This window comes from Streptomyces botrytidirepellens (genome assembly GCF_003721215.1).
In the GTDB taxonomy this organism is placed as follows: Bacteria; Actinomycetota; Actinomycetes; order Streptomycetales; family Streptomycetaceae; genus Streptomyces; species Streptomyces himastatinicus.
In genome coordinates this window covers 1-7,315 of record NZ_RIBZ01000040.1, presented here as the reverse complement: position 1 = coordinate 7,315, position 7,315 = coordinate 1, and the positions used below count along the sequence as shown (strand labels likewise).

Below are 7,315 nucleotides of genomic sequence, written 5' to 3'. Positions count from 1 at the left end.
CGCTCTCCGATGGAGGGCGGGGGATTTCGCGTATCCGATACCGGTGGATACCGGCGCGTTCCGGCTGGTTCCGGCGGGCCGGGGCCCGCCGGAACCGGGCGCGGCTAACGCAGCCGGGCCATCAGCGCGTGCTCGACCAGCGTGATCAGCGCGCTCTTGGCCTCGCTGCGGTGGCGCGCGTCCGTGATGATGATCGGCGCGTCCGGGCCGATCTGGAGGGCCTCACGGACCTCTTCGGGGCTGTACGGCTGGTGTCCGTCGAAGCCGTTGAGGGCGATGACGAAGGGCAGGCCGGAGTTCTCGAAGTAGTCGACGGCGGGGAAGCAGTCGGCGAGTCGGCGGGTGTCGACGAGGACGACGGCGCCGATGGCGCCGCGGACCAGGTCGTCCCACATGAACCAGAACCGGTCCTGGCCGGGGGTTCCGAACAGGTACAGGATCAGGTCCTGGTCGAGCGTGATGCGGCCGAAGTCCATGGCCACCGTGGTGGTGGTCTTGTCCGGCGCGTGGGTGAGGTCGTCGATGCCCGCCGAGGCGGACGTCATCACGGCTTCGGTGCGCAGCGGGTTGATCTCCGAGACCGCGCCGACGAACGTGGTCTTGCCCACGCCGAAGCCGCCCGCCACCACGATCTTCGCGGAGGTGGTGGAGCGGGCTGCACCGCTAGAGCTTGCGAAGTCCACTGAGCACCCTTTCGAGCAGTGTCACGTCAGGCTGGCCGCCGGCGGACTCGTCGCCGCCGGGCTGGTGAATGGCGACGAGCCCGGCCTCGGCCAGGTCGGCTACGAGGATCCGGGCGACGCCGAGGGGGATGGTGAGCAGTGCGGAGATCTCGGCGACCGACTTGATCTCGCGGCACAGTTGGCAGATCCGCTGGTGCTCGGGGAGCTGGCCCTGGAGCTGGGTGGGATCGGCCGTGGTGTGTACCAGTGCCTCGATGGCGAGCTGGTACCGGGGCCGGGTACGGCCCCCGGTCATGGCGTACGGGCGCACCAGGGGGTTATGCGCGCCTCCCGTGGGGGAAGGTTCCGGTGCGAGGCGCTGAGGCGGCTGTACGGGCTGGATGCGGGGTGGCTGCGGTGGTTCGTACATCGGACTCTCGGGAGGCGCGTAGGAGGGCGCGTAGAGGTCCTGCTGGCCCTGTGGGTTCAGGGGCTGCGGGGGCATCGGCTCCTGAGGCTGCTCGCCGGGGTGATCCCAGGACTGTTCGCCCGGGTACGGGGAGCGTGCCTGGCGGCTCGGCGCGGAGGGGAAGTTGAAGCGCTTCATCGGGGCTTCTCCGCGCGGTTCGGACGGCTGCCCATGGCCGTACGGATATCCGCTAGGGGGCGTTGCCACGTTTCCTCCTCCAACTCCAACGTGCCTGTCGGCCGGTCGCGCCACCGCACCCTATGGCGCGGTGGCGCGAAACGCACTCCATGTTTGCTAGTTGAGAAGACTGCCTTGCAATTCGGCGCGCAGGTCGGGGGTGAGGACGTTGCCCGCGCGATCGACGAGCAGGGCCATCTCGTAGCCGACGAGGCCGATGTCGCACTCCGGGTGGGCGAGTACGGCGAGGGAGGAGCCGTCGGAGATGGACATGATGAAGAGGAAGCCTCGTTCCATTTCGACGACGGTCTGGTTGACCGCGCCGCCTTCGAAGATGCGGGAGGCTCCGGCGGTGAGCGAGGTCAGGCCGGAGGCGACCGCCGCCAGTTGATCGGCTCGGTCACGGGGGAAGCCTTCGGACATCGCCAGAAGGAGTCCGTCGGCGGAGACCACCACGGTGTGGGACACCCCGGGGGTGTTGTCCACGAAATTGGTGATCAACCAGTTCAGGTTCTGCGCCGCCTGGCTCATCGGGCTCACACTAACGCTCCTGATCGTAGGTGCTGCCGGGGCCGAAGCCCTGTTGGTCATGCTGGTCACGCGGGGTGATCCCGGATCCCGCATCGCGTCCCCGCTGGATGCCGCGGCGCAGGTTGCTGAGCCTGCCGCGGACGTCCTCCGGGGCCCGGGAGACCTGGGGGCCGCCCTGTCCGGTGGGCTCCGCGGCACCCTCGACCAGGTTGGCCTTGGGCACCCTCCGGGGCAGACCGGAGGAGGTGACCCCGCCGGCCTTCGGCTCGCGGAGCTGTTCGGCACGGTGCCAGCGCTGGTCGTTCTCCGACTGCCACCGGTTACCGTCCTCCTGCGGGGTCTGCCGCGGCCGTTCCGGCGCCGCAGCCGCCGCCGGCTCCCCGACTGCCGCCTGTGCCCCTGTCTCCTCGATCGGCTGCCACTGCTTGTCGCGGCGCGGGAGCCCCGCGTCGGTCATGGAGTGGACGCCGCTCGGAGAGGGGCCCGGACGGTGGAACTCTACGCGGTCCCGCGAAACTTCGGGACCGCCGGGTCCCGATTCCGTTTGCGTCCCGAACTGCGACGCGAAGGGATTTTCAAAAGATCCGGAATCGCCCCACTCTCCCTGCTGGGAAGGTGAGTTATAGCCCACGTACGGCTGTTGTTCCGGCTGTGTCTGGGCTGTGAAGTCCGCTTCCGGTTCAGAAAAGGCGGAATCCTGGTACTGGGGACCGGCCGGTCCCGGACCGGGCTGGGCCAGCAGATCCGGCTCGGCCGGGTCGTGCCGCGGCTCCTGCTCCTGCTGCACGGCCTGGAGCCCGCCGTACTGCCGCGGGGGCTGCTCCGGCCGCTGGAACTGCTCCTGCTGCGGGAACCGCTCCTGCCGCTGGAGCTGCTCCTGGGCGTACGACGAGTCGTCGAAGCCCAGCTCGGCGGCCGTGCGCGAGGACAGGGCGGCGTCCTCGGCGGTGTACGTGGGCTGCGGCTCCGGCTCCGGGACGAGCCGGGAGACCGTGAACTCGTCCTGGGGCAGCTCCTCGCCGCCACCGCCGTGGGTGATCGCCTCGGGCAGCATCACCAGCGAGGTGGTACCCGCCTGCTCACCGGCCGGGCGCAGCTGCACCCGGATGTTGTGCCGGTCGGCGAGGCGGCCGACCACGAACAGGCCCATGCGCTGGGAGACCGCGGCGTCCACGGTCGGCGGATTGGCCAGCTTGTGGTTGATGTCGGCGAAGTCCTCGGCGGTCAGGCCGATGCCCTTGTCGTGGATCTCGACCACCACGCGGCCGTCCGGCAGCCGGGTCGCGGTGACCCGCACCTTGGTGTGCGGCGAGGAGAAGGTGGTGGCGTTCTCCAGCAGCTCGGCGAGCAGATGGACGAGGTCGGTCACCGCGGTGCCGTGGATCTCGCTCTCGGAGATCCCGGCCAGTTCGATGCGCTCGTACGACTCCACCTCGGAGGAGGCGGCGCGCAGCACGTCGATCAGGGGCACCGGCTGGTTCCAGCGACGGCCCGGCTCCTCGCCCGCGAGGATCAGCAGGTTCTCGCCGTTGCGCCGCATGCGGGTGGCCAGGTGGTCCAGCCGGAAGAGGTGCTCCAGCTGGTCCGGGTCGGCCTCCCGGCTCTCCAGTTCGGAGATCAGGGTGAGCTGCCGCTCGATCAGGCCCTGGTTGCGACTGGAAAGGTTCGTGAAGATCGCGTTGACGTTGCCCCGCAGCATCGCCTGCTCGGCCGCGAGACGGATCGCCTCGCGGTGCACCTGGTCGAAGGCGCGGGCGACCTCGCCCAGTTCGTCCCGGGTGTTGATCGGGATCGGGGTGACCCGCGTGTTCACCCGGCCCGGGTCGGTGCGGGAGAGCTGGTCGACCACCATGGGCAGCCGCTGCTCGGCGACGTCGAAGGCGGCGTTGCGCAGCTGGAGCATGCTGTGGCTCATCGAGCGGGCCATCCGGCCGGCCACGAAGAACGCCACGAGCAGCGCGACGAGGACGATCGCGGCGTTCACGATCGTGTCCTGCTTTGCGTTCGCGGATATTTGCGATGCCTCGTTCACGGCCTTGTCCACGAGGTTCTGCTCGGCGTCGCGGTAGGCGTCGAACTTGACCGTGGACGCCGCGAACCAGGCGTCCGGAGTGATGCCCTGGTCCGCCAGGTCCTCGGGCGCCGAACCACCGGCAATGGCCTGCACCATCCGGTCCATGGAGGGCGGTTCGCTGTACGTCTTCCCCGCGGCCTCGGCCTTCTGCTTGGCCGCGGCGCTCTGCGCCTGCGCCCGCTTCTTGGCCGCGGTGAGGGTGTCCTCCAGCCGGGTCACGTCCTCCGGGGTGCCCGCGGCGTTGAACTCCCCGAGGGCGATGCCCTCCAGGTAGACATAGCTGCCGAAAGCGGTCAGCTGGGTCTTGCGGTCGGCCGCCGACGGACCCGGCTTGACCAGCAGATGCGTGCCGATGGAGCGCTGGAGCGACTCGGCGCCCTTGGCCAGCGAGACCGCGTAGACGGTGCGGCCGTAGGAGGTGATGTTGCCGGTGCCCAGGCCCAGTTCGTTGGCGAACTCGATCAGCGAGTGCTCGACGCCGACGTAGCCCTCTTCGGTCTTCACCGCGCCCAGCCGGTCGGTGTAGGCGTTCCGCCGCAGCGCCGCCAGCTGGGGTTCGGTCGACCGGAACGCCTTGAGGCGGCGTTTGAGCGTCGCCGTCTGCGGCATGTCGGCGGCCGCCTGGTCGAATTGCTCCTTCATCGCGTCGGTCGTCGCGCGGACCTTGCGCACCACGTCCTCATTGGTGCCGGTCAGCAGCGGTCCCGCGGTCCGGTCGCGCTCGTCGACCAGCGCGTGGGCGTAGGACTCGGCGGCCCGGACCAGCTTGGCGGTGCGTTCCGCGTCCTGCGCCTCGTTCCAGGTGGTGACCGACGCCGACACCTGGAACCCACCGAAGACCAACGCCACCAGCACGGGGATGAGCAAAATGGCGTACAGCCTCGTGCGCACCCCCCAGTTCCGCGGGGTGATCCGGCCACCTGTGGGGGCGGGCGGATCCGACGCATCTGCGGACGGTGCCGCTGTGCGTGTACGCGGCGGCGGGGTGAAGTTCCCTCGCGCTTCTTGCGCGGGGTCCGGCGTGCTTCGCCTCACTCGACCAACAACCTCTCGGCGTCGGCACCGATCTCGTGCCGTTCCCAGTTGAGCCCTTACTGCCCAGTTCAGCGAATTCCAGCACGCCCCGCAGGTGCTTTCCAAACACTACGCAAACCGATCAGTCTGTTGTCTAGACCAGAGATAAAACGGGCGTTACGGGTGAGCCATGTCAAATACCGAACTAATTGAGTGCACACCGGAGTCGATCACGTGCGCTCCGTGTCGACGAGCCATGTTTTTCTCTGTCGAAACGTTATGAAGGTACGAGCGGGCCGTGTCGTTGGACACAGCCCGCTCGTACCTCTGCCGCCGGTTAACTTACGGCGATGTTCCCCTACTTGAGCCGGGCCATCAGCGCGTGTTCGACCAAGGTGATGAGGGCGCTCTTGGTCTCGCCGCGGTGGCGCGCGTCGGTGGTGATGATCGGGGTGTCCGGGCCGATCTGGAGGGCCTCGCGGACTTCCTCCGGCGCGTACGGCTGGTGTCCGTCGAAGCCGTTGAGGGCGATGACGAAGGGCAGGCCGGAGTTCTCGAAGTAGTCGACGGCGGGGAAGCAGTCGGCGAGTCGACGGGTGTCGACGAGGACGACGGCGCCGATGGCGCCGCGGACCAGGTCGTCCCACATGAACCAGAACCGGTCCTGGCCGGGCGTGCCGAACAGGTACAGGATCAGGTCGTCGTCCAGCGTGATGCGGCCGAAGTCCATCGCCACGGTCGTCGTGGTCTTGTCCTGCACGTGGCTCAGGTCGTCGATGCCCGCCGAGGCGGACGTCATCACGGCTTCGGTGCGCAGCGGGTTGATCTCCGAGACCGCGCCGACGAACGTGGTCTTGCCCACGCCGAAGCCGCCCGCCACCACGATCTTCGCCGAGGTGGTCGCGCGGGCCGGCGGGGCGCCGCCGCTAGAGCTTGCGAAGTCCACTGAGCACCCTTTCGAGCAGTGTCACATCCGGCGTGCCGCCCGTTTCCGAGCTGCCCCCCGGCTGGTGGATGGCCACCATGCCGGCCTCCGCCAGGTCGGCCACCAGAATCCGCGCCACCCCGAGGGGTATGTTCAGCAGCGCCGACACCTCCGCGACGGACTTGACCTCCCCGCAGAGATGGCAGATGCGCTGGTGCTCGGGAAGCAGTCCCGCCAGGTGCGCGGGGTCGGCCGTGGTGCTGACCAGTGCCTCGATGGCGAGCTGGTAGCGCGGCCGGGTCCGGCCTCCGGTCATGGCGTAGGGACGCACCAATGGCTGGTCGCCTTCACCCCCGTACGGCGAGTGGTGATGGCCGCCGTACGGGCCGGTCGAGGCAGGGGGCGGGGTCATGAGTCCTCCGGTCGGACAACAAGGTGACGACGTGTGCCGTCGGTCGGTGCCGGTGGGGGGCGCCCGGCCGTACGGCCGGGCGGGCGGTCGGGGGTCAGTTCAACAAGCTGCCTTGCAATTCGGCGCGCAGGTCGGGGGTGAGGACGTTGCCCGCGCGATCGACGAGCAGGGCCATCTCGTAGCCGACGAGGCCGATGTCGCACTCCGGGTGGGCGAGTACGGCGAGGGAGGAGCCGTCGGAGATGGACATGATGAAGAGGAAGCCTCGTTCCATTTCGACGACGGTCTGGTTGACCGTCCCGCCTTCGAAGATGCGCGAGGCCCCGGTGGTGAGCGAGGTCAGGCCGGAGGCGACCGCCGCCAGTTGATCGGCTCGGTCACGGGGGAAGCCTTCGGACATCGCCAGAAGGAGTCCGTCGGCGGAGACCACCACGGTGTGGGACACCCCGGGGGTGTTGTCCACGAAATTGGTGATCAACCAGTTCAGATTCTGCGCCGCCTGGCTCATCGGGCTCAACTAACGCTCCTGCTGGTAAGTCGGGCCTACGCCGCGATCGTGATTGCCGTCGAGGCCGGTTCCGGCCCGACGACCCTGCTGAATCCCCCGGCGGAGGTTGGTCAGCCTCCCGCGTACATCGTCGGGCGCGCGAGACACCTGGGGCCCCACCTGCTCGGGCTGCTGCGACGGCTGTGCGGCACCCTCCACGAGATTGGCGCGGGGCACCCGCCGTGGCAAGCCGGACGCCGTGATACCGCCGGCGGCGGGTTCGCGGATCTGTCCCGCGCGCCGCCAGCGCTCGTCGTTGGCCGACGACTGCCACGCCGATCCCGCGCCCAGCCCCTGGAAACCGGCGCCGTTGGTGCCGTTGGTGCCGCCGCTGCGCTGGGCTCCGTTGGTGTCGCCCAGGCCGCCGGTTCCGCCTGCCGCGGCGGTGTTGTATTCACCGGTGTTGTATTCACCGGTGTTCCAGGACGGCTGCTGCGGCTCGCGCCCCCGGGCGGGCGGCACGGCCGAGGCGGGCTGCCCGGGCGCGGGCGGCTCCGGAGCCTG

Annotated in this window: 7 protein-coding genes and 1 pseudogene; all 8 read right to left on the bottom strand. The window is 69.4% G+C overall.

All coding sequences use genetic code 11. The features are described from left to right. Positions 1 to 104: 104 nt before the first annotated feature. Positions 105 to 683, bottom strand: coding sequence for a GTP-binding protein (locus EEJ42_RS02730; RefSeq protein ID WP_078510301.1), 579 nt, complete (start codon positions 681 to 683; stop codon positions 105 to 107). Then, positions 664 to 1,338, bottom strand: a complete 675-nt coding sequence (locus EEJ42_RS02725; protein WP_123098431.1) for a DUF742 domain-containing protein — start codon at positions 1,336 to 1,338, stop codon at positions 664 to 666. The genes EEJ42_RS02730 and EEJ42_RS02725 overlap by 20 nt, the downstream gene beginning before the upstream one ends. Positions 1,339 to 1,425: 87 nt before the next feature. Further along, complete coding sequence (locus EEJ42_RS02720; RefSeq protein ID WP_009714795.1) at positions 1,426 to 1,839, bottom strand: roadblock/LC7 domain-containing protein; 414 nt, start codon at positions 1,837 to 1,839, stop codon at positions 1,426 to 1,428. Between the two features lie 10 nt (positions 1,840 to 1,849). Beyond that, a complete protein-coding gene (locus EEJ42_RS02715) occupies positions 1,850 to 4,804 on the bottom strand; it encodes a sensor histidine kinase (protein WP_246095987.1) in 2,955 nt (984 codons plus the stop codon). A 481-nt stretch (positions 4,805 to 5,285) separates the two neighbouring features. Further along, positions 5,286 to 5,873 carry a GTP-binding protein gene (locus EEJ42_RS02710; protein ID WP_123098429.1) on the bottom strand — a complete coding sequence of 196 codons (588 nt, stop codon included), beginning with the start codon at positions 5,871 to 5,873 and terminating at the stop codon, positions 5,286 to 5,288. Next, a complete protein-coding gene (locus EEJ42_RS02705; protein WP_009714792.1) occupies positions 5,854 to 6,264 on the bottom strand; it encodes a DUF742 domain-containing protein in 411 nt (136 codons plus the stop codon). Before EEJ42_RS02705 ends, EEJ42_RS02710 begins: the two co-directional genes overlap by 20 nt. 94 nt (positions 6,265 to 6,358) lie before the next feature. After that, complete coding sequence (locus EEJ42_RS02700; protein ID WP_009714791.1) at positions 6,359 to 6,772, bottom strand: roadblock/LC7 domain-containing protein; 414 nt, start codon at positions 6,770 to 6,772, stop codon at positions 6,359 to 6,361. 9 nt (positions 6,773 to 6,781) lie between these two features. Continuing rightward, positions 6,782 to 7,315 (bottom strand): annotated as a pseudogene (locus EEJ42_RS52280) (histidine kinase); the annotation flags it as partial.